This is a genomic window from Rickettsia honei RB, assembly GCF_000263055.1.
GTDB lineage: Bacteria > Pseudomonadota > Alphaproteobacteria > Rickettsiales > Rickettsiaceae > Rickettsia > Rickettsia rickettsii.
Map to the genome: position 1 here is coordinate 39,939 of NZ_AJTT01000005.1, position 18,203 is coordinate 58,141.

The following is an 18,203-nucleotide window of genomic DNA, read 5'->3' on the forward strand; positions in this document are numbered from 1 at the left end:
TATGTAATCTTCCTTGTAAATATTTTTTTAAGAGATATGATTATAAAGTTATAGCTTAAAGTCATTGTAATGAATGAATAATTTGAAACAAGGAAAGTTTATTACATTTGAGGGAGGGGAAGGGATAGGCAAATCTACTCAATCTCAAATGCTCTATGAATATTTACAATCTCAAAATACTCCCGTTATTTTAACGCGTGAAGTCGGTGGTACTATTGTAGCCGAAAAAATGCGTGAAATTCTAGTACATGAAGAATTACTACCCATGTCCGAGCTATTACAAGCTATGGCAGCACGTTATGATCATATGGCACGGAAAATTATACCAGCTCTACAAGAGGGACATATTGTAATATGTGATAGGTTTATTGACTCAACTGTATGTTATCAAGGATTAGAGCTAGAAAACGGCATAGATTTAGTTTATAATCTGCACAAAACTTTAATGCCTTCTCTTATGCCGGATATTACGTTTTTTATTGACGTAGAGCCGGATACTGCTATTAAGAGAGTCAATTCACGAAATATGAACAATAAATTTGACATAAGAGGTATAGATTTTTATAAAAAAATCTATTATTGCTTTAAAGAATTAAGTAATAGATTTCCTGAGAGAATAAAAACAATTAAAGCTTCAGATTTAAGTCCACTTGAAGTACATGAGTTAATAAAAAAGCATTTATGAACAATACTTACTATATTACTACCCCTATATATTATGTTAACGATATTCCCCATATCGGTCATGCTTATACTAGCGTTGCAAGTGACGTAATCGCTCGTTTCATGCGACTTCGAGGTTTCGATGTAATGTTTTTAACAGGTACTGACGAACATGGGCAGAAAGTAGAAAAAGCAGCTATTAATAAAAATATTGACCCACAAAAATTTACCGATCAAACATCCGAGAGTTTTCGTCATCTGATGACTGCTATGCATATTTCCAATGATGATTTTATCAGAACAACGGAACACAGACATAAAGAAGCTGTAGCTGTTTTTTGGCAGAAATTACTAGATAATGGCACTATTTATGAAGGCTTTTATGAAGGGTGGTATGCAGTGCGAGATGAGGCTTTTTTTGATGAGTCGGAACTTACGAGGGACGGTTTAGCACCGACGGGTGCTCCAGTTGAATGGGTTAAAGAGCCTAGCTATTTCTTTAATCTTTCAAAATGGCAGGATAAATTGCTTGAGTTTTATGAAGCAAACCCTGATTTTATCAGACCTATATCAAGGCGTAACGAAGTAATTAGCTTTGTTAAATCGGGTTTAAAAGATTTATCGGTATCGCGTACTACTTTTAACTGGGGAATAAAAGTGCCAAATAATGAAAAACATGTAATTTATGTTTGGCTTGATGCACTGGCTAATTATATTTCAGCACTCGGTTATCTTGACGAACAAAGTAATTACGGTAAGTTTTGGCCGGCTGATTTACATGTAGTCGGTAAAGATATCTTGCGTTTTCATGCCGTCTATTGGCCTGCTTTCTTAATGGCTGCAGAAGTTCCGCTGCCGAAAACAATTATGGCTCATGGCTGGTGGACGAATGAGGGGCAGAAAATCTCTAAATCTCTTGGTAATACCATTGATCCGATTAAGTTAATTGATGAATTCGGTGTTGATCAAGTTAGGTATTTTCTGATGCGTGAAGTAACTTTTGGTGCGGACGGCAATTTTGTTCGTAGTAATTTAATTACCCGTATTAATAGCGAGTTGTCAAACAAAATAGGTAATTTATTACAGCGTACTACATCTTTTGTTTATAAGAATAATGACGCCAAAGTGCCTTTGCTTACGCAAGGTGTTATAGATAAAATATATGAGCTACCGATTTTAAAAACCGCAAGTAAATTTGTCGAGCAGAATATTTTATTGATGGACAAAACAGAGATTAATAAAATTCTTGAAAATATTATTAATTTGGCCGAAGAGGCAAATATCTATATTGATAGCGAAGCACCCTGGAATTTGAAAAAAACCGATCCAGATAAAACGTTAGAAGTGTTATACGCTTTACTAGAAGTTTTACGCTATATTGCGATAATGCTTCTGCCTTTTATACCGAGTTCAGCAAATAAAATGCTTGATCAGTTAGGGGTAAATAAAGAAGAACGTCTATTTAAGCATTTAATACGTGATTATACTTTAACAGCGGGTAGCAATATTTTAGAACCTACCATAATATTTCCAAAATTTGAATAGTGTGTCATACCGTGGCGAGACTGCAGTATGACACACCTACTAAGAGTATAATATGTTAATAGATTCACATTGTCATCTTAATTTACGTAGTAACTTGTCATCCCGCGACGCGATCGCGGGATCTAGTGAGGGTATTAAAACAACTAATATTAGTTGTTTTCTAGATACCGTAGTCAAACCATGGTATGACGCAGTGCTTTTAGATTCTGTCATTCAAAGAGCATTAGAAAATAATGTGCAGTATATGCAAACTATCTGCACTAAAATTGAAGATTTACCTATTATTTTAGAAATAGCTGAAAAATATGAAAATGTTTTTGCGAGTGTTGGGGTGCATCCGTGTGAAGTGAATTCTTTTATCAGTCATTGCGAAGCACTGCAAGTGCTGTGGCAATCTCAGGAAGCTTGGACAAGATTGCTAAGTCAAGACTACGTCTTCCCGAACTCAGATGCTGAGGCAATTATTATGCTAACCCAGCATCCGAAAATTATCGGAATCGGTGAAACGGGGCTTGATTATTATCATCAGCCTTACGATCAAAAATTACAAAAAGATTTGTTTGTAGCACATATACATGCGGCGTCTAGTACACGCCTGCCTGTTATTGTTCATACAAGAGAAGCAGACGAAGATACTATTGACATTTTAACCTCAGAAATGCGTAACAGCACATTTCCAGGTTTAATACATTGCTTTACCTCTTCAAAAAATCTAGCGGCAAAAATGCTAGATATCGGTTTATATATTTCAATGTCAGGGATTATAACTTTCAAGAATGCTACTGATTTACAAGAAATAGTCAAATATATACCGCTTGATAGGTTATTAATAGAAACCGACACTCCTTACTTAGCTCCTACGCCTATGCGAGGCAAACAAAACGAACCGGCATTTGTTAGGTATGTCGCTGAAAAAGTTGCCGAACTCAAAAATATAACATCAAAAGAAGTAGCAAATGTTACTACTCATAACTTCAAAACATTATTTTCTAAATTTGAAAAATATATAAATAATACTTTATAAAAACAGCAAGTTTGATAATTTAAAGTTGAAATTTTTAAAATAATATGTATATTTTATAGTATTTCAATTATTAGTATATTTGATATGGAATTTAATCGCAAAAATACCATCATTGGTTTTTTAAAAGCACATGAAGATCAGAAATTTACCTCTTATGGTATAGCTGAATGGCTTGTAGAAAATCACATTGACGAAGCAAGACTCAAGAAGAAAAAGATAAGGAGATTATAGGAATTGATGCAGGTGAAATTAGCAGTAGTAAGATTTCTGCTGAACGAAGACAAGAAACTAATATTAGAATAGAGCTAAAACCTAAGCTAAAGTTTTATTATTCGCAAAACCCTGATTACTATGTCAATAATGAACAAGTCACAGAACCTAAAATAAATGCAAATAAAGAAGATAAAATAACCGCAGTGCAAGTATGTGATGCACTGGCATTATATCTTCAAAACAAATTGAAGATTCATAATATGCCTATTAAGCATAATTTTTCTTCAAATAAACAAGGCACTAAAGGTAATAATAATGGTTACCCCAGATTGGGTAGGTATGGAAGTTCTTAATGAAAAGTGGAGTTTACTAATTAAAGATTGTGCTAAATATTATGCATGAAAACAAGCAAGGCTTTGGTCTTTTGAAGCAAAAAAAATTATCAATCGTAGTAATTTACGAGAATCTTTTTTTCAGGCTTTATCAAATTCCTTATGTGCACATTATGGTTATTTAGTTGCTGCTGATTTAATTGAAAGTAGATAAAATGATACTAGGCATGGTATAGGATTGATTTTAGTAGATATAGAAAATCCTGAAGATAGTAAAATATCAATTCCTGCTAGAGAAAGACCGGAAATAGATTGGAATATGGCTAATAGGTTAGCAGAAGAGAATAAAGATTTTGAAAATTATATAAATAATATTGATACATTCTATAAAAAACAGAAAGTAAATGATAGTACTTGGTTTAATATTAATGACCACGTAAATAAAATTCCTAAGCAAAATAAGAAGAAAAAATAAACATATTTATATATAGACCATTATTATCACGCATTTATAAAAATTTGAGCAGTGAGTTCTAAAATTAATGTACTGAGAATTTTTAGTGTTAAACTAAATTTTAATTATTTTTAAATTTGTGGATAAATTATGATTAACTGTGATTTAAGTACTAATTATACATATTATATGTTAGAGGGGCTTAGAGCACAAATTGCTCAAATGCATTTAGGTATAAAAATTCTAAAAGAAGCATATTAACATTAGATAACGGTTTTGCAAGAATTATGCATGCTTATTTAACGCTTTGTGAACGCATGACTAGAAAATATGAAAAACCCGAATTTAATAATCCTTGAAACAATTATTGATGATAAAACCTATAACATTAATGAAAAAGTTATACTAAAAAAGTCTTTTTGTGAACTAAGGCATTTTCAGAAAATAGGTTTTAAAAAAGAATTACCTCAATTATTAATAGTAGCACCCATGGCGGGACATCACGCTACTTTACTTAGAACAACAGTACAAGAATTATTACTGTACACCGGTATTTATATTACAGATTGGACGGAAGCCAGTTATGTGCCGCTTGAAGCAGGGCATTTTGATATGGATGATTATATTGATTACGTAATGGAGTTTATCAATTTTATAGGACCGAATGTTCATACTATGACAGTTTGCCAACCTACTGTTCCATTGCTTGCCGCCATTAGCTTAATGTCGGAGAGTAATAGTCCAAATGTGCCGAGTTCGATGATTTTGATGGGCGGCCCTATAGATGCTAGAAAAAATCCCACGGCAGTTAATGAATTCGCTCAAAGTAAAAGTTTAGAATGGTTCTGCCAAATGGTTACAATGTAGGTGCCGCCAAACTATCCCGGACATGGTAGAAAAGTATATCCCGGTTTCCTCCAACTTGCCGTCTTTATGGGTTTAAACTTATTTCGTCATATAGATTCACATTTAGAATTATGGCAAAGTTTATTAAATTCTGACTATAAAAAAGCCGATCATACTATTAAATTTTATGATGAGTATTTAGCAGGTATGGATATACCGGCAGAGTTTTACTTACAAACTGTATTCTAACAATTTTCGTTAGCAACAGGTAAATTAGTTTCTGAGAAGCGTCCGATCTAAAACATATTACTAAATGTGCTTTACTCGGTATTGGAGGGGAATTAGATGATATTGCAGCGGTAGGGCAAACAAAAGCTGTTTTAAAACTTTGTTCAAATATACCTGAATCAATGCAAAGATACCATTTACAAAAAGGGGCAGGGCATTACGGGGTATTTAGCGGAAGTAAATTTAAACAGTTTATAGTGCCTATTATCAAAGATTTTATCTATTATTTTGATAAAACTAATTTCAAGCAATCTAAACTTAAGGCAGCATAAAAATAGTCATTACGAGCGGGCATTGCATGTGTGGATTGTTTTTTCCGTCATTGCGAGGAAATTACGTAAGTAATTGATGCAGCAATTCAGTAACAAATGCTGATTTACAGCATTTTTTTGTTATTTTTTCTGGATTGTCACGCTCCTTTCAGTCGCTCGCAATGACGGGGTGGTATCCACGCAACAATACCTTGCTGGAATTATATCGCAGCCATACAACAAGATCATAATTAAAGGAGAAGTGTGGTAATCTAATATTCAACTCTTATTAGTCTTTTGAATTTCTTGTTGTTGCTGTTGTCTGTATTCTTCCGCTTTTTCTTCGATGTAATTAAAAAAGAAATAAGTAAAAGTTAAAAAACCGAATAATACCAAATGTTATTAGTATTGCTTTAAGTTGCTTTCGTGAATCTTCTGCTTTTAACCTTTTCTCTTCTTCATCTATGTCTTCATCATTTTTGACTTCAGATATTATTGTTTGTTCTTCTGTAGTATTTTCCATGTTGTAACTCAACTAAAATCAACCGCTTTATTACTAAGTTGTTCCTATAACTTACAGATTTTTGAAGTTTATAAGATTAGCTATATTTGAATGATGAGGTTTAAACTCATAAAAATAGGATATATAAGCAATAACTCTATGTCAATAGCCTTGAATATTAGCGGTGTTCAACCAAGGTTATACATATTATTATAATTTGGGTCTCCTAACATTGAAGTATTTAAAGTATCGGAGTAAGCAGCTGATAATATAGCATCATCAAAAGTGATATTAAGTTGTCCTATATAGTCTTGAATAAAATTGTTAACAGTAGATTCAAAGTTTGTATATTTTATAGGATATGAATAAACAAGCTGTGTGCATTCTGTATTTCCTAATTTACTTCCAATCAATGTTAATAACATATTATATTCATCTTGGGGGTGTTACGATTAATTATTTCGTAAGTTTTAGCAAGAATATAACAAGCTTCGTTATTTCCCTTCATAATTTCTAATTTTATTTCTTCAGAAGATAAAATATTATTTAGAAAAGCTTTTTCATATATTTCATAATTTGGTGATGAATCAGATTTTCCGTTAAAAAGAGCAGTAAATAGGATTTTAGCTTTCTCTAGATCATTCATTTTTGATGTATCGGCAACCAAAAGACCGTTTTCATAGTATCGATAATTATGAAATTGTCAAGACCTTAATTTATTATTAGAACTAATGAAAGAGTTTGTAGTATTGCTTGTTACTACGTTTCCCTCGCAATAATTATCGTTTATATTCCGGTGTTTTACCTGTAATAAGGAATGCCAAGTACCAAGATCGTTCCAAGCAAAATCGGCTTTTATCATGACCATTCCCGAAATATATTCCATTATGGTATTGTCTATAGATAATTGCTGCGATTTTATTATAAGCCTCATTGTCTATGGCCAAACTATTCTCATTTTTTACGGCAGTATTAAATGCTTTTTCTGCAATACAGAATAAATCAGGTTGAAGGTTCATTGCTAAGTTTAAGAAGAAGTTAACATCGTATACACAAATTCCTGAATTCCAAAAATATTCATTACTTTGAAAATGTTTGTTTGCTTGCTCTAATATAGGTTTTTCAATTAAATGATCAACTAGATAAACATTTTCTGCAATTGATAATCCTGTATTTATATAGCCATACTTGGCACTTATAACATTTATAGGAATATAGTGCAAATGCCGAATTCATGAACATAATGTAAAGCTTTATTTATAGTATTAAGATAATTTATATCATCCGCTATATGATGGTTTGAAGGTAGTAACACTACAATATCAAATCCTAGTGCTGTAGCCGATAATGCCGTAATAATGGCACAAACTGCAGTATTTTTTTGTAAAGGCTCGGTAATTAATGCTATTTCTACATCTATTTCTGCTGCTTGTTCTTTAGTGATTGATTCATATTTTTTGGAAGTAATAATAGTAGGTTGTCCTAAAAATTTATTTCGGTTTAATGTTTGCTGAAGTAAAGTTAGATCACTCAATATTTTTTTAAACCGTTTCGGTTTAGCCTTAGATGACAAAGGCCATAGTCTTTTACCGTTACCTCCTGCCATAATCACCGGTTTTATTAGACTCCTTGCATAACCTCCTTTAAAGGTAATTTGTATACCTTTGATACTTCAAGATTTTGGTACGTTAAATTTCAGGATTTGCCTGTGCTCAGGTATTTTTATACGCTGTACAGGCTCACCACTTATTTGACTCCCAACTTCTGAAGTATCTGCGATATACGTCGATCCAATACTCGCATCCTCACTTACCTTTTTGTACGCTGCGGTGCTGCGTTTCATGTCTCCTTCAAATTCCTCTTTATAAGATAGGTTATGTAAGGAGTCTACTTTCATATATTTTACAACTATTAATTGAATTAAATAATAAAGAGCTTTATAAATAGTTTTAAAAAATATGTCAAGTGAATTAACTATATTGGCAAGTTTTACAATAAAAAGTACTTCTGCCTGAATGCTTTATCTTGATAATAGTGCTAGAGCAGCTTAAACAACTTTGTCCCTCTCTACCGTAAACCTTAAGTTGCTTAGTAAAATAACCAGGTTTGTTATCGCCGTTTACAAAATCTTTAAGAGTAGTACCGCCGGCAGTTATAGCTTTAGTTAACACATCTCTAATCGCTTTAATTAACTTTTCTATTTCATCATCCCTTAAATCGCTACCTGATTTATCCGGATGAATTCTAGCTAAATGCAGACTTTCGGAAGCATAGATATTACCGACTCCGACTATAACTCTATTATCCATAATCAAGTTTTTGATTGGTATTTTTTTAGTTTGTAGCTTATCTTTTAGATATTCTAACGTCAATAAATCAGAAAAAGGCTCTATGCCTAAATCATTAAAAAATTCTTTTTCTAAGAGATCAGTCTTAAAACTATAAATCATACCGAATCGTCTAGTATCGTTGAAAATTAACTTTGCGCCGTTACTTAAATCAAAAATCACATGATCGTGTTTTTGAGTTTTATAATTAGCAGATTGCAGAGTAAATCTGCCGCTCATGCCTAGATGAAATATTAAAGAATAATTATTATTAAAATCTATAATTAAATATTTTGCACGACGCCTAACATCCAGTATATTAGTATTTAAGATTTCTGTAGCTAAAAGCGGGGATAGCTTATAACGTAAATTATCTCTTTTTAACTCTACATTTTCTATAATAAGCCCGATTAGCTTATCTTTTAGAGAGTTTTTAAGAGTTTCTACTTCAGGAAGTTCCGGCATTTGATACTAATATTTATAATAAAAAACTATGAACCAAACAAATTTTGGCTTTAAAAAAGTAGACTACACTAAAAAACAAGGTTTAGTAAATAACGTTTTTTCTAATGTCGCTGATAAGTATGATTTAATGAATGACTTAATGAGTTTGGGATTACATCGCTTATGGAAAGATGAATTTATTAGGCAAATTCCAAATCTTAACTCGCATATATTAGATGTTGCGAGCGGTAGCGGTGATATTGCTTTAAAACTTGCTAAAAAAGCAAGAGATAGAGTTAATAATATCTCTTTAAATTTAAGTGATATTAATGAAGAAATGTTAAAGCAAGCTAAGAAAAAAGCAATAGATCTGAATTTATTTCAAAATCTTAAATTTACTGTAGCAAGTGCTGAAGAACTACCATTTCCGGATGATAGTTTTGATTATTATACTATAGCATTCGGTATTAGAAACGTACCTGATATAAATAAGGCTTTAAAGGAAGCATGTAGGGTTTTAAAGCCAATGGGTAAGTTTATATGTCTTGAGTTTTCAAAAGTAAAGGAAGGGTACATAAAAGATTTCTATAAATTCTACTCATTTAATATTATACCGAGTATTGGTCAAATGATAGCGGGTAATAAAGAGGCATATGAATATTTGGTCGAAAGTATAGATTTATTCCCCTCACAAGACGAGTTTAGAATAATGATTAAAGACGCCGGTTTTGAGGAAGTCGGTTATAAAAATCTAAGTGGCGGAATAGTTGCTATCCACAGTGCGTATACTCGATGAACTTCAAAAATTGGCTACGTCGTTCTACAAGATCTGCGGTACTTACGTATTTAAGTATACGCTCCGCTCCTCGACTTGTGAACTCCTTGCTCTTTTTGAAGTTGATCTTCGTATACTATTCTTTATTTTACTTCGGAGTATATAATAGATGATAAGTAATTTTTTTAATTTAATACGTATTTTTCGTATCATCAGTAAAAAGCAAATCTTAATTGATTCAAGAAGCCCTAAATATTGCAGGTTTATCGGTTATATATTAGCCTTATTTTTTGCTCCGGTCTCGTTAATAAAAAAATCACGGGAAGATTACGGCAAACGCTTAATAGATTGTTTAAGTGATCTTGGACCTATTTATATAAAATTTGGACAAACTCTTTCGACAAGAGCCGATTTAGTAGGAGCAGAGATAGCAGGTTATTTAAGGTTACTGCAAGATAAGCTACCTCCGTTTGATGGTGGGGTGGCGAGAAGGTTGATAACGTCATTGCGAGGAGACATTTATGTCGACGAAGCAATCTCAGCAAGCAAACAAAAGATTGCCACGCAGTCTATGACTGTGAGCCATGACGTCCTCCCTTTCTTACACCTCGACGATACCCCCATCGCTGCCGCATCAATTTCGCAGGTACATAAAGCACAACTTATAACCGGTGAATATGTTGCGGTAAAAATTTTGCGTCCGGGTATTCATAAAAAATATAACAGAGATATTAAGCTGCTATATTTTCTTGCAAAAATTATCTCAAAATTTTCTAAAGCAAAAAGGCTCAAACCGATTAAAGTAGTCGATAAATTTCATGAAACTATGAAATTTGAGCTTGATTTACGTTTAGAGGCGGCAGCAGCTTCTGAGCTTACGGATAATATGCGAAATGATATTAACGTGATAATCCCTAAAATATATTGGGAGTTAACATCAGAAAATATACTAACCACCGAGTGGTTAGATGGCACTTCTATATATGATACTTTGCTACTAAAGGAAATGGGGTTAGAGCCTGCAAAAATATCTCAGGATTTTGCCGTAATGTTTTTCAATCAAGCCTATAGAGACGGATTTTTTCATGCTGATTTACATGCAGGGAATATTTTAGTGAATAAGCAAGGTAAAATAATTTTACTTGATTTCGGTATTATGGGCAGACTTAAAGAAAAAGATCGTTTAGCCGTTGCCGAAAGTCTATTTGGCTTTTTAAGGCGTGATTATAAATTAGTTGCTAAAGTACATTTAAGAGCCGGCTATATCCCATCAAATACCGATTTAGCTTTATTCGCTCAAAGTTGTAGAGCAGTTACCGAGCCTATAGTAGGGACGCCCATAAAAAATATTTCCATAGGTAAGCTGCTTGCACATTTATTTAAAATCACGGAAGATTTCGGCATGGAAGTACAACCGGAGTTGTTGCTATTGCAAAAGACTTTAATAATGGTGGAAGGGATAGGCAGACAGTTAGACGGTAATGTTAATATGTGGCAGCTCGCCGAACCTTGGATTAAAAAATGGGCCGTGAAAAATCTAAGCCCTGAAGCGAAGTTGTTACGATTGGTAAAGCATGACCTAGATAGTCTAGAGGATATTATTTGACATATAAAAAATTAGCCTTATATTTTAAGAAATTTTTTATTATGAAACTAAAAGATTTATTTATTAAATATCCTATTACTACTCCTTTTTTGGTTGATTGTAAAAATGATAAATTAGTATTTCCTTCAGATAAAGAACAAAAATATAAAAGAGACCTAAAAGAAAAAATAGGAGAGGAAGAGTTTGCAAAATTAACGGCTTTAGATAAAATTGTTTAATACCCCGAAAACTTAGAAAATATAGCTTTAGTAAGTATAGAAAGACATCTCGATAAACCATTTATAGTAGCGAAATTGCTTAATGATGTACAACGTGAATATTATAAATCCATATAGATCCCGATAATAATATTAAATCGATTTTGCATTTCTCAGAAATATATTTTATCGGTGATGTAGGGTGAATGCCGGCTGAAGTTTTAAAACGCAAGTATAATGTCGGTACTATACAGCAAAAATCTTTACCGAAAATCATGGAATTATGGCCTGACCCTTACTATTACAACTGGATTCAGAAAAATAAAGAGTATAACAACCCGGATATAGATCCTCAGGTAATGGAGAATATTGTTTTATTGTGTGGAGAGGTTAGTATGGATTTACCGGTAAATGAAAAATTATAGTAAAAAACCATTGCAAGATAACCATGACTTTTAAAATTAACAAAAATTAAAAAGTAAAATTTTATAAACCTTTAAATTATATAAAGGTATTTAAATGTCTAAAAGCCGAGAGCAAGAGCAGGAATCCATTGATAATATAAGGCAACAGTTTGATGAAGAATATAAAAATCTTTCGTGGGTTCAAGTTGGATATTTAGCTCTTGGAGCTGACACAGGTAACAAAAAATATGATGAGTTAAATAAATAAACGATATCTAGATCTTAATAAAGATAATTTAGGTATAATACAAAGTGTTATCCAAGCAGTCGGGCATGTTCCTAGTGCATTGCAGTTTACCTGGGAGGCTTCTCAAGTTTTACCTGATCTTGCATTGGAGCTTAATAACCTCAGAAAAGCGAGAAGTGCTACCACTAGTGTAGGTTCTATTGACGCTGGTTGCAAGATGATAGCAGATGCAGCATCGCTTATAAAAAAATGTGCCTCTGTTTTACATTTCGAAACTATTATCCAATAGTTCAAAAGAAACTCTTTTACAGTCTAAAGTTATCCCATATCTTCTCACGCCTATTTTAAATAAGAGGCTTAGCAAAATAACAAAAAACTTTCAAACTTCCGAAACAGAAAAAATAAATGTATTAGACAAAATAAGTCCTAAATTTATCAGAGAATTATCTACACTAGGAGTAGATTTAATATCTAAAGCACTAGAAAGCGATTTAAACCCAAAAGTACAAGAAATATATAAGAATATTAAACAAAAAAACGCGTCATCTCAAGGTGCTATATTAAAAATATACATGACATTTAAAGCACAAAAAATCGCTAAACCTGAATTAATTGCAAATACAGTAGCACTACTTGTAAATTCTAGCGAAAAATTAATTGAAAGTACTCCTTCAGCTATAAAAGCTTATAGTCAGCTTAAAGCAAATCAGCGTTGGACTAAAATTAACCTAAATATGGAAGGGTTAGATACTGAAACTAAAAAAGAGTTATTAAAAGGCAAAAAACCTCAAATAGTAGAGTTAGTTGAAAATGCCAAAAAAATTATTGATGATTTATCTCCTGTTTTAGCAAAAAATTACCGCGATATTTAGATAGTAATAAACAGGATATATTAGATGTTTTAAAACATCCTAAAGTAACGGAAAGAATAGAATCACAAGGGAAAGATCCGGAGTTTATACATAAGGCATTAGATGCATCTACGTCTTTTTTAAAAGATGCTCTGCCGTCAATTACTAAACTTGCAAGCCTCGCTCTTCCCGATAGCGATAAAGTTGCTGATACAAAAATTTCAGTTAATTAAGCCACTTCCAAAGGAAGAGAAATCAAAAGAAGTAAAAGAGGTAAAGGAATTGATTAGTCCTTTGATACAAATTAAAAACCATAATCCGGAAATAAGAAAAATAATTGAAAAAGACCTTCCTGAACTATTAACAAAACATGCAAGTAGTTTAGGACCGGTTGTAGATGAGTTTTGAAATACAACACCTAAGGGTCAAAAATTAAAATGAGACGGTGAAAAATTAGTAAAGATAGCCGGTAAGTAAACATGCACCTGAATTAATTCAAATTGCCGATAAATTTAGCAAACATGAATACGGTAAAATTATTATCAGATCCAAAAGTGCTAGGAGTAGTAGCAGAAACTATAGTTAATTTAGGAAAAAGTAAATTTAGTAAAGATAAAGAAGCGGTAGGACCGCATACAAGTAAGGTATTAGAAGAAAGACAAAGAGAGATAGGAAAATCTGGTAGAGGAGCCTAAGTCCTGTGCACTTTTAATAGAATAATCATAATTATGGCTCTTTTTAGTTGGAAATTATCAAATTTTTTTGAAATATGCATAACTATTCCTTCAAAAATCTTATTAATTTTCGCTTAAAAAGATCTAATAATGATAATCATTAATCAAAAGTGCACAGGACCTAGAAACATCTTGTTATTATTTGAGTAAAATTATATTGTAAATTCAAAGTGTCATTATGAAATTACAAGAATGATAGACAGAAATTATTATTTAACACATATCACAGGTGCCCTTGAGATATTCCCTATTTGTGCTATTCTTGGTCCAAGGCAATGTGGTGTAAAACTACTTTAGCTTACGCTTATATTAAACAGCTTAAAGAAGATGCAAAGAGCTACTTTTTTGACCTTGAGGATCCAGCTCACTTAGATCAATTTAAGAATCTTAAAATAACTCTTGAGCCTTTAAACGGTTTAATAGTAATTGATGAAATTCAAAGACAACCTAAAATTGTTCCTTATTTAAGAGTTGTTGCTGACTACTCAAACAAAAAATTTTTAATATTAGGTATTGCTTCTGGAGAATTATTGCGACAATCTTCAGAATCATTAGCCGGCCGTATTGAATATACGGAGCTTACTCCGTTCAATTTAATAGAGATAAATGATTTTAGGGAGTTATGGTTAAGAGGTGGTTTTCCTAAATCATATTTAGCAAAAAATTATGTCCAAAGTCTTAGATGGCGTAATAGCTACATCACTAGTTTTATTGAGCGTGATTTGCCTAGTTTAGGAATATTTCTTAATGCACATGTAATGAGGTAGTTATGGATGATGCTTGCTCATAATCATGGGCAATTATTAAATTATAGCGAGCTTGGAAGGTCGCTCGGTTTAACGGATATGACTATAAAACGTTATACTGAAATATTAGAGCAAACTTTTATGATTCGGCTATTAAAACCTTGGTATGAAAATATCTCAAAACGTCAAGTGAAAGCACCAAAAGTCTATATACGAGATAGCGGAATACTACATGCATTATTAGGGATTCACGAACATGATTGGTATGTTCATCCAAAACGTGGTCTTTCATTTGAAGGGTTTGTAATAGAGGAGTTAATACGTAAATTTAAAACGGATGCAGAGTATTTTTTTTGGCGAACGCAAACAGGAGCAGAATTAGATTTATTAATTATTAAGAATGGTAAGAAATACGGCTTTGAAGTAAAAAATGCTGATGCTCCTAGTATTACTAAATCAATGCATATCGTTCTTGCCGATTTGCAGTTAGAACATTTATATATTGTTACCGCCGGGAATAATACATATAAAAAAACAGAAAAATAAGTGTATTTGGAATAGCGAACTTATCTAATTTACAGCTTGGTTAAAGTATATAAGTTACCATATTTCATTACCTTTAGTCTTATCATTACTTAATAAATTCATGATGACAATTAGAATCAGTAATATTATCTAGTAATATATCTAATTCAGATTTTTCGGTGCTAATAACTAAACTGTTATTAATTAATTTTAAACTACACATACGGGTTTTTAGTTTTTACGTAAATGAATCTAATAGGAACGCCCGGCATGTCAAAAGCCTCACGCATATTGTTTACTAAATACCTAGTATAGCTATCGGTAATTTTTTCCGGATTATTGGAGAATAGCTTGAAAGTAGGGGGGCGGGTTTTTGTTTGAGTCATATATTTTACACGCACTCTTCCTCCTTTTTGTAAAGGCAGCAGATGTGCTTCCGTAGTAAAATTAAGCCATTTATTTAATTTGCTAGTAGTTATTTTCTTATTCCAAATTTTATAAATTTTAAGACAAGCATCTAGCACTTGTTCAATATTTTGTTTATTTATTGCTGAAATGAATAGAACGGGGATACCTTTAACTTGAGGTAGATGAGTATTTATCTGATAATAAAATTCTTCCTGAAATGCTTCTTTTTCGGATTCTTTAACTAAATCCCATTTATTCACTACTATAACTATACTTCTTCCTTCATTTACCACATGGCTTGCAATATTTAAATCTTGCTGTTTTAAAGGAGCTAAAGCATCAATCATTAAGATTACGGTATTAGCAAATTTAATACTGTTAATAGTATCCGATGCCGATAATTTTTCTAAAGACTCTGTAATAGTAGATTTCTTGCGGAGTCCTGCTGTATCAATCAATTTAATATGATTATTTTTATATTGCCAATCAATTTCAATTGATTCACGAGTAATGCCGGCTTCAGGACCGGTTAATAATCTTTCATCATTAATAAGAGCGTTTATAAAAGTAGATTTTCCGGCGTTAGGTCTGCCACTAACTACTATCTGCAAACAATCTCCTTTAATTGGATCGGCTATATTTGTCTCGATTGATTCTTCTTCAGGTAACTTGGCAATAATTTCGTCATATAAAGCAATTAAGCCTGTGCCATGTTCGGCAGAGATAGCTATCATACTATCAAACCCTAATTTGTAGTACTCTTTATCAAAATCAAAAGCTTTCTCGCATTTATTAACTACCAATATAGCAGGCTTATTATATTTTCTAACAAAACTACTAAGTAGCTTATCATCAGGTAATATTCCGCTTCTACCGTCAACCATAAAGCAAATTAAATCTGCCTCTAAAATTGCTTTAGTAGTCTGCTCAATTAACCTCTCTCCCATACTATTAGGATTCTCGTCAAGTCCTGGGGTATCAATTAACAAAAATTCAAAAGAGCCGATTTTGCCGTCTGTATATTTTCTATCTCTAGTGACGCCTGGCAAATCGTGAACGATAGCTTTTTTACGTATGCTTAATCTATTGAAAAGCGTTGATTTGCCTACATTCGGACGGCCAACTAAAGTAATGATTTTCTTAGTCATTATTTAATATATTATTATGGTTAAGAGAACTAATAATGCCCCGATAAAACCTACTATATTTGCTATTATAATAGGTGTATTTTTTATTAATATGCCGTATATAAGCCAACTACAAAGAGCAATAGCACTTATAGTAAAGGCGGGCATAGAAACAGAAGCCGAAGATTGGCAGGTGAAAATCTTATGAGCCTGTATATAGAACATAAAATTGCCGATTGTACCGACAATCGTCATATATTTTTCGTAAAATGTTATGAATTTTGGAGACATATATTTATTTTTAAAAAGTGGTCTATGTCATTCCTGCGTAGGCGGGAATCCATTAAAATCATATAAAAACTTGTTTTTATATGGTTATTTTATCAAATTATGTAACTCCTATATCAATATTAAAGCTATTTTTTTGGACTCCCGCCTACGCGGGAATGACATACGGCATCCTAAGATAGCAACATTCCACATTGACTATCCCTTAAAACTCGCAATTACCGGTATATGATCTGAAGGTTTTTCTTGAGTCCTTAAATTATAATCCATATAGCAATTTTCTAAATAGTCAATAGTATTATTACAACCAAGAATCATATCAATCCTCATACCTTTATTTTGTTCAAAACATCCGGCTCTATAATCCCACCATGAAAATTCTTGTTTACTCGGATGCATTAATCTGTATAAATCCTCAAATCCGGAATTTAGAATAGTACGTAATTTTTTTTGTTCAACCTCAGTAAAACAAGTAGTTTCAGCCAGTAGCTTAGGTGAATATACGTCTATATCGAACGGTGCAATATTGAAATCACCGCCTATGATAGTTTTTTCGTCAAAAGATTTTGTAGTTGATAGATAATTGATAAAATTATCATAAAATGCTAGTTTTGCTACAAATTTATCGCTACCGACAAATGAACCGTTAGGAGCATAGAGCGAGATTATATTACAAAACCCTATAGGTAATGATAATTTTATTTCTAAGAATCTTGCTTGATCACTGCAGTAATTATTCGGAAAATCCTTAATTATTTCATCGGCAGGAAATTTTGAAATTATAGCAACGCCGTTATATGATTTTTGTCCGTGAACATAATAATTATAAGGTAGATCGGATAATGCATCAAAAGGAAATTTTGCGGTTTCGCATTTTATTTCTTGCAATAATAAAATATCCGGATTTTCTTTAGATAAAAAATTACGCAATAAATTAAGTCTTGTTTTTATGGAATTAATATTCCAAGTAGCTATCTTCATGTTTGTTTTGCTATATCTTCTAATTTTGTATTACGGAATCGCCACTCAAGAAAACCAAAATGATAAACTAAGAGACTAGTAATAAATGCTCTGGCAATTACTATATTCATTGAATATTTTATTGTATGATAATTTGGATTACTACTGTACATATCTAATAATATGCTAAAGCTATACCCCATAAATACAGTGATTGCAATACTAACTCCTCTTGATGTCCTCTTAATTGAATTTTCTTTCATAATAAAATCTCGTAATATTGTATCGCAATTAGCTGTAATGAAAGCAAAAAACGGTCTCCAAAAACTTAGAGGCTCAATTTTGTGAATAATAACCATTGCAACTCCTCTCAGTAGTATAAGCAGCTCCTGCTGTCATGTCGGCATTGCTGCTTTGAATATCTAACTTGATACCAGCTATCTTGA

Annotated in this window: 21 protein-coding genes and 4 pseudogenes; 15 read left to right on the forward strand and 10 right to left on the reverse strand. The window is 32.3% G+C overall.

The window, feature by feature from the left end; translation table 11 throughout:
- The first annotated feature begins 73 nt into the window (after positions 1-73).
- The 6 genes and pseudogenes from tmk to phaZ all read left to right on the forward strand — a co-directional run bounded on the left by tmk (position 74) and on the right by phaZ (position 5,637).
- Positions 74-685: a dTMP kinase gene (tmk, locus tag WSW_RS0105610; RefSeq protein WP_014364945.1), complete on the forward strand. Its 612-nt coding sequence runs from the start codon at positions 74-76 to the stop codon at positions 683-685.
- Positions 682-2,208: a methionine--tRNA ligase gene (gene metG, locus WSW_RS0105615; protein ID WP_016917400.1), complete on the forward strand. Its 1,527-nt coding sequence runs from the start codon at positions 682-684 to the stop codon at positions 2,206-2,208. The genes tmk and metG overlap by 4 nt, the downstream gene beginning before the upstream one ends.
- Before the next feature lie 52 nt (positions 2,209-2,260).
- The gene (locus WSW_RS0105620) at positions 2,261-3,232 is read left to right on the forward strand and encodes a TatD family hydrolase (protein WP_016917401.1); all 972 of its coding nucleotides are present in this window, start codon (positions 2,261-2,263) and stop codon (positions 3,230-3,232) included.
- 84 nt (positions 3,233-3,316) lie between these two features.
- Complete coding sequence (locus WSW_RS1000000112125; RefSeq protein WP_016917402.1) at positions 3,317-3,463, forward strand: hypothetical protein; 147 nt, start codon at positions 3,317-3,319, stop codon at positions 3,461-3,463.
- 552 nt (positions 3,464-4,015) lie between these two features.
- Entirely contained in the window at positions 4,016-4,252 is a 237-nt protein-coding gene (locus tag WSW_RS01000000108545; protein ID WP_016917403.1) for a hypothetical protein, read from the forward strand.
- 129 nt (positions 4,253-4,381) lie between these two features.
- Positions 4,382-5,637: pseudogene (gene phaZ, locus WSW_RS1000000111735) on the forward strand (polyhydroxyalkanoate depolymerase).
- A gap of 258 nt (positions 5,638-5,895) precedes the next feature.
- On the opposite strand, the pseudogene WSW_RS1000000109600 reads toward phaZ, so the two are convergent.
- The 6 genes and pseudogenes from WSW_RS1000000109600 to mutM all read right to left on the reverse strand — a co-directional run bounded on the left by WSW_RS1000000109600 (position 5,896) and on the right by mutM (position 8,910).
- Positions 5,896-6,139: pseudogene (locus tag WSW_RS1000000109600) on the reverse strand (RP671a family tick cell line-upregulated protein).
- 167 nt (positions 6,140-6,306) lie between these two features.
- A complete protein-coding gene (locus WSW_RS1000000112370) occupies positions 6,307-6,543 on the reverse strand; it encodes a hypothetical protein (protein WP_029375013.1) in 237 nt (78 codons plus the stop codon).
- On the reverse strand, positions 6,534-6,764 hold the full coding sequence (locus tag WSW_RS1000000112375) for a hypothetical protein (RefSeq protein WP_032850272.1): 231 nt from the start codon (positions 6,762-6,764) through the stop codon (positions 6,534-6,536). Before WSW_RS1000000112375 ends, WSW_RS1000000112370 begins: the two co-directional genes overlap by 10 nt.
- 133 nt (positions 6,765-6,897) lie before the next feature.
- The gene (locus WSW_RS1000000113660; protein WP_274378116.1) at positions 6,898-7,341 is read right to left on the reverse strand and encodes a sugar phosphate nucleotidyltransferase; all 444 of its coding nucleotides are present in this window, start codon (positions 7,339-7,341) and stop codon (positions 6,898-6,900) included.
- Positions 7,323-8,015 (reverse strand): annotated as a pseudogene (locus WSW_RS1000000113985) (sugar phosphate nucleotidyltransferase). The gene WSW_RS1000000113660 and the pseudogene WSW_RS1000000113985 overlap by 19 nt, the downstream one beginning before the upstream one ends.
- 73 nt (positions 8,016-8,088) lie before the next feature.
- Complete coding sequence (gene mutM / locus WSW_RS0105670; RefSeq protein ID WP_016917406.1) at positions 8,089-8,910, reverse strand: bifunctional DNA-formamidopyrimidine glycosylase/DNA-(apurinic or apyrimidinic site) lyase; 822 nt, start codon at positions 8,908-8,910, stop codon at positions 8,089-8,091.
- A gap of 28 nt (positions 8,911-8,938) precedes the next feature.
- Here mutM and ubiE point away from each other — a divergent pair, with 28 nt between their 5' ends.
- The 9 genes and pseudogenes from ubiE (at position 8,939) to WSW_RS1000000113990 (ending at position 15,039) form a co-directional block, all read left to right on the forward strand.
- Positions 8,939-9,685 (forward strand): bifunctional demethylmenaquinone methyltransferase/2-methoxy-6-polyprenyl-1,4-benzoquinol methylase UbiE, encoded by a 747-nt coding sequence (ubiE, locus tag WSW_RS0105675; RefSeq protein ID WP_016917407.1) that lies wholly within the window; start codon positions 8,939-8,941, stop codon positions 9,683-9,685.
- Positions 9,686-9,833: 148 nt separating this feature from the next.
- Entirely contained in the window at positions 9,834-11,270 is a 1,437-nt protein-coding gene (ubiB, locus tag WSW_RS0105680) for a 2-polyprenylphenol 6-hydroxylase (RefSeq protein ID WP_016917408.1), read from the forward strand.
- Complete coding sequence (locus WSW_RS0105685; RefSeq protein ID WP_016917409.1) at positions 11,267-11,488, forward strand: hypothetical protein; 222 nt, start codon at positions 11,267-11,269, stop codon at positions 11,486-11,488. The genes ubiB and WSW_RS0105685 overlap by 4 nt, the downstream gene beginning before the upstream one ends.
- A gap of 185 nt (positions 11,489-11,673) precedes the next feature.
- Complete coding sequence (locus tag WSW_RS0105690; protein ID WP_016917410.1) at positions 11,674-11,892, forward strand: hypothetical protein; 219 nt, start codon at positions 11,674-11,676, stop codon at positions 11,890-11,892.
- A 94-nt stretch (positions 11,893-11,986) separates the two neighbouring features.
- Entirely contained in the window at positions 11,987-12,139 is a 153-nt protein-coding gene (locus WSW_RS1000000113250) for a hypothetical protein (RefSeq protein WP_016917411.1), read from the forward strand.
- A 230-nt stretch (positions 12,140-12,369) separates the two neighbouring features.
- Positions 12,370-12,990, forward strand: coding sequence for a hypothetical protein (locus WSW_RS1000000113255; protein WP_016917412.1), 621 nt, complete (start codon positions 12,370-12,372; stop codon positions 12,988-12,990).
- Between the two features lie 126 nt (positions 12,991-13,116).
- Positions 13,117-13,377: a hypothetical protein gene (locus WSW_RS1000000113260; protein WP_016917413.1), complete on the forward strand. Its 261-nt coding sequence runs from the start codon at positions 13,117-13,119 to the stop codon at positions 13,375-13,377.
- Between the two features lie 113 nt (positions 13,378-13,490).
- Positions 13,491-13,664, forward strand: a complete 174-nt coding sequence (locus WSW_RS1000000112135) for a hypothetical protein (protein ID WP_016917414.1) — start codon at positions 13,491-13,493, stop codon at positions 13,662-13,664.
- Between the two features lie 231 nt (positions 13,665-13,895).
- Positions 13,896-15,039: pseudogene (locus WSW_RS1000000113990) on the forward strand (ATP-binding protein).
- 150 nt (positions 15,040-15,189) lie between these two features.
- Here WSW_RS1000000113990 and der read toward each other — a convergent pair.
- The 4 genes from der to WSW_RS0105735 form a co-directional block, all read right to left on the reverse strand.
- On the reverse strand, positions 15,190-16,530 hold the full coding sequence (gene der / locus WSW_RS0105720) for a ribosome biogenesis GTPase Der (RefSeq protein WP_016917415.1): 1,341 nt from the start codon (positions 16,528-16,530) through the stop codon (positions 15,190-15,192).
- A 3-nt stretch (positions 16,531-16,533) separates the two neighbouring features.
- Complete coding sequence (locus WSW_RS1000000112380) at positions 16,534-16,800, reverse strand: SemiSWEET family transporter (RefSeq protein WP_016917416.1); 267 nt, start codon at positions 16,798-16,800, stop codon at positions 16,534-16,536.
- Between the two features lie 195 nt (positions 16,801-16,995).
- On the reverse strand, positions 16,996-17,778 hold the full coding sequence (xth, locus tag WSW_RS0105730) for an exodeoxyribonuclease III (RefSeq protein ID WP_016917417.1): 783 nt from the start codon (positions 17,776-17,778) through the stop codon (positions 16,996-16,998).
- Positions 17,775-18,116, reverse strand: a complete 342-nt coding sequence (locus WSW_RS0105735) for a hypothetical protein (RefSeq protein ID WP_016917418.1) — start codon at positions 18,114-18,116, stop codon at positions 17,775-17,777. Before WSW_RS0105735 ends, xth begins: the two co-directional genes overlap by 4 nt.
- Between the last annotated feature and the right edge of the window lie 87 nt (positions 18,117-18,203).

Bases quoted from the DNA above. Each gene is read 5' to 3' on its own strand.
- tmk (WP_014364945.1), top strand. From the start codon at position 74: ATGAATAATTTGAAACAAGGAAAGTTTATTACATTTGAGGGAGGGGAA.
- metG (WP_016917400.1), top strand. From the start codon at position 682: ATGAACAATACTTACTATATTACTACCCCTATATATTATGTTAACGAT.
- WSW_RS0105620 (WP_016917401.1), top strand. From the start codon at position 2,261: ATGTTAATAGATTCACATTGTCATCTTAATTTACGTAGTAACTTGTCA.
- WSW_RS1000000112125 (WP_016917402.1), top strand. From the start codon at position 3,317: ATGGAATTTAATCGCAAAAATACCATCATTGGTTTTTTAAAAGCACAT.
- WSW_RS1000000112370 (WP_029375013.1), bottom strand. From the start codon at position 6,543: ATGTTATTAACATTGATTGGAAGTAAATTAGGAAATACAGAATGCACA.
- WSW_RS1000000112375 (WP_032850272.1), bottom strand. From the start codon at position 6,764: ATGAATGATCTAGAGAAAGCTAAAATCCTATTTACTGCTCTTTTTAAC.
- mutM (WP_016917406.1), bottom strand. From the start codon at position 8,910: ATGCCGGAACTTCCTGAAGTAGAAACTCTTAAAAACTCTCTAAAAGAT.
- ubiE (WP_016917407.1), top strand. From the start codon at position 8,939: ATGAACCAAACAAATTTTGGCTTTAAAAAAGTAGACTACACTAAAAAA.
- ubiB (WP_016917408.1), top strand. From the start codon at position 9,834: ATGATAAGTAATTTTTTTAATTTAATACGTATTTTTCGTATCATCAGT.
- WSW_RS0105690 (WP_016917410.1), top strand. From the start codon at position 11,674: ATGCCGGCTGAAGTTTTAAAACGCAAGTATAATGTCGGTACTATACAG.
- WSW_RS1000000113250 (WP_016917411.1), top strand. From the start codon at position 11,987: ATGTCTAAAAGCCGAGAGCAAGAGCAGGAATCCATTGATAATATAAGG.
- WSW_RS1000000113260 (WP_016917413.1), top strand. From the start codon at position 13,117: ATGCTCTGCCGTCAATTACTAAACTTGCAAGCCTCGCTCTTCCCGATA.
- WSW_RS1000000112135 (WP_016917414.1), top strand. From the start codon at position 13,491: ATGAATACGGTAAAATTATTATCAGATCCAAAAGTGCTAGGAGTAGTA.
- der (WP_016917415.1), bottom strand. From the start codon at position 16,530: ATGACTAAGAAAATCATTACTTTAGTTGGCCGTCCGAATGTAGGCAAA.
- WSW_RS1000000112380 (WP_016917416.1), bottom strand. From the start codon at position 16,800: ATGTCTCCAAAATTCATAACATTTTACGAAAAATATATGACGATTGTC.
- xth (WP_016917417.1), bottom strand. From the start codon at position 17,778: ATGAAGATAGCTACTTGGAATATTAATTCCATAAAAACAAGACTTAAT.
- WSW_RS0105735 (WP_016917418.1), bottom strand. From the start codon at position 18,116: ATGGTTATTATTCACAAAATTGAGCCTCTAAGTTTTTGGAGACCGTTT.